The organism is Desulfosarcina sp., from assembly GCF_033791525.1.
Classification (GTDB): Bacteria; Desulfobacterota; Desulfobacteria; order Desulfobacterales; family Desulfosarcinaceae; genus Desulfosarcina.
The window spans coordinates 1-3,073 of sequence record NZ_JASJGN010000351.1; the positions used below are offsets into that span (position 1 = coordinate 1).

Sequence of the window (3,073 nt, forward strand, 5' to 3'; positions counted from 1 at the left end):
GCACATCAGTCCCGACGCGCCGGCACCGATGATGACGACATCCGTTTTCGGTTTCAACAGGGCCTTCCTTTCGCCGGCAGCCGAAATCTTTTGCGATCCCTTTTCGTCAGGCAGTAAGGATGAAAATCAATTTAGATGAACTCGTAAAAAGTCGCATTTCCGACGGATTCGTAAAAAGCCCGAGATCAAGGCTTGCGAATCCTGAGGAATGAGGTGTACTTAAGGTACTCCGCAGTGACGAAGGATGAAGCGTAACGCAGATATCGGGCTTTTTACGAATCCGTCAATTCTGAATTGCCGAAGCATACAGCCCGTGTAGCGCCATATTGGCAGCGTCACGCCTGAGTGAGTTGTATGGTGACTGTCGAATACTGGATCTGATAACTGAATGGTTCGTAAAATCCATTGAATAGGTTCCAAGATAAAACATTCCAACGCCTTTGAAAAGACAAGTGGAACCAGTGCGACCATGATTGCGCCGTTTGTATTGTGGGATGAGCGGCTTTTTCAAGGACAACTGGTTTTCTTTTTTTTGCGCCACAATCATCCATAATCAGCATCAGGAGGTGCCAATGGAAAAGGAAAGATCATTTTATCAACGGTTGAAAGAAAAAGGAGTCTCACGAAGAGATTTTATGAAGTACTGTACTGCGCTGACGGCGACCATGGGACTGTCATCATCCTTTGTCCCCGGGGTGGCCGAGGTGTTTGCCGCACCGGCGCAGCGCCCGCCGGTGGTCTGGTTGCATTTCGCCGAGTGCACCGGGTGCTCCGAATCCCTGCTGCGATCCCAGTATCCCTACATTGACGAATTGGTCCTCGAGGTGCTTTCGGTGGAATACCACGAGACCATCATGGCTGCCGCCGGTCACCAGGCTGAAGAGCAGCTTCAAAATGCGATCAAGAAGTATGAAGGCAAGTTCATCTGCATCGTTGAAGGCGGTGTGGGCACTAAATACAACGGTGGCTACGGAAAAGTGGGCGGCCGTTCATTCCTCGAAATTGCCAAGGACGTCTGTCCAAAGGCGGCGGCCGTTATTGCTTACGGCACCTGTGCGACATTCGGCGGCATTCAGGCTGCAGCGCCCAACCCGGGCGGCTACAAGGGAGTCGGCGAGGCCATCGGCATTAAACCGCTCCAAATTCCCGGATGCCCGCCCAACCCGATCAATCTGGTGGGCACCGTGGTCAACTATCTGCTGCTGGGCAAACTGCCCGAACTGGACGACATGGGCCGGCCGTTGTTTGCCTTCGGCAACACCATCCACGACAAATGCCCGCGGCGCTCCCACTTCGAAAACGAGGAATTTGTTGAGGAGTTCGGCAGCGAAGAGGCCGCCATGGGCTATTGCCTTTACAAAATGGGCTGCCGTGGACCGGAGACTTATAACAACTGCCCAACCGCCAAATTCAATGACGGCACCAGCTGGCCGGTGGAGGCGGGTCATCCGTGCATCGGTTGCAGCCAGCCTAATTTCTGGGACACCATGACCCCGTTCTATGAAGAGATGTAAGTCCAATCATTTCAATCTGAAATAGTCCTTTGACGAATAAAGGGAGGTTCTAAATATGGGCAAGCGAGTAGTAGTGGATCCAATCACCAGAATTGAGGGCCATCTTCGTATCGAAGTGGAAGTGGCTGGGGGTAAAGTCGTCAATGCGTGGAGCTCGGGTCAGATGTTCCGCGGTATCGAGCTGATTCTTCAGGGGCGCGACCCGCGCGACGCACATCATTTCGTGGCCCGATCCTGTGGCGTCTGAACGTACACCCATGCTCTGTCCTCGGTGAGGGCAGTCGAAGCCGCAGTTAATGTCCAGATTCCCAAAAACGCCAGACTGATCCGGAACATGATGCTTGCCGCTCAGTTCCAGCACGACCACCTGGTCCACTTTTATCACCTGCATGCGCTGGACTGGGTTGACATCGTCAGTGCCCTGAAGGCCGATCCCAAGAAAACCGCCGATCTGGCTGACAACGTCAGCAACGCCAAAATGGGTGGCTCGGCTTATTACAAACAGGTTCAGCAGCGCATTCAGACATTTGTGGACAGCGGTCAGTTGGGTCCCTTCTCCAACGCCTACTGGGGCCACCCGGCCTACAAGCTGCCACCGGAAGCCAATCTGATGGCTTGTGCCCATTACATTGAAGCCCTTCGGCTTCAGGCTCGATCAGCCCGCATGCACGCCGTCTTCGGCGGCAAGAATCCCCACCCGCAGTTTTTGGTAGTGGGCGGCATCACCAGCGTGGCCGATCTGAGGCCCGATCGCATCGCCGAGTTCCTCTACCTTCAGAAAGAGACCCAGGAGTTCATCGAAAATGTCTACATTCCGGACCTGGTGGCCGTTGCCTCCTTCTACAAGGATTGGGGCGCCATCGGCGGTACCACCAATTTCCTGGCCTGGGGCGAATTCCCCGAAGGCGACAATGAGCCGGAAAGCCTGTTCATGCCGCGTGGCTTGATCAGCAAACGGGACCTGGCCAATATCCCCATGGCCATTCAGGAGAAGGTGGCTGAAAATGTGACCCGCGCCTGGTATGAGGACGGACCCGATCTGCATCCGTATAAAGGTGAGACCAAACCGCTTAAGGAAGATCCCAAATACCGTCCCGACAGCGGCAAGTACTCCTGGTTCAAGGCGCCCAGATACGAAAGCGAACCCTGCGAAGTGGGACCTCTGGCGCGTGTGCTGGTGGCCTACGGCAAAGGCCACAAGGAAATCAAACCGCTGGTGGACGCCACGCTCCAGAAACTCGACATCCCTGCCGGCGCACTATTCTCTACACTGGGTCGGACCGCCGCCAGAGGACTGGAAACCATCGCCATCGGCCAGGCCATGCCCGGCTGGACCATGGAACTGCTGGAAAACATCAAAAGCGGCGACACCCAGACCTACACCGCCTGGGAAATGCCCGATGAAGCCATGGGTTTAGGGCTCAACGACGTGCCCCGCGGATCGTTGGGACATTGGATTAACATCGAGGGCGGCAAGATCAAAAACTACCAGTATGTGGTGCCGTCAACCTGGAACTTCGGTCCCCGTGACGACAAGGGCAAACTGGGTCCGGTGGAAG

The 3,073-nt window shown here is 55.2% G+C and carries 2 protein-coding genes; both read left to right on the plus strand.

The annotated features are described in order from the left end of the window. Positions 1-572 precede the first annotated feature (572 nt). Positions 573-1,514: a hydrogenase small subunit gene (locus QNK41_RS17390; protein WP_319259301.1), complete on the plus strand. Its 942-nt coding sequence runs from the start codon at positions 573-575 to the stop codon at positions 1,512-1,514. Positions 1,515-1,569: 55 nt separating this feature from the next. Beyond that, positions 1,570-3,073, plus strand: a 1,504-nt coding sequence (locus tag QNK41_RS17395; protein WP_413815173.1) for a nickel-dependent hydrogenase large subunit, incomplete at its 3' end; no start/stop codon positions are given.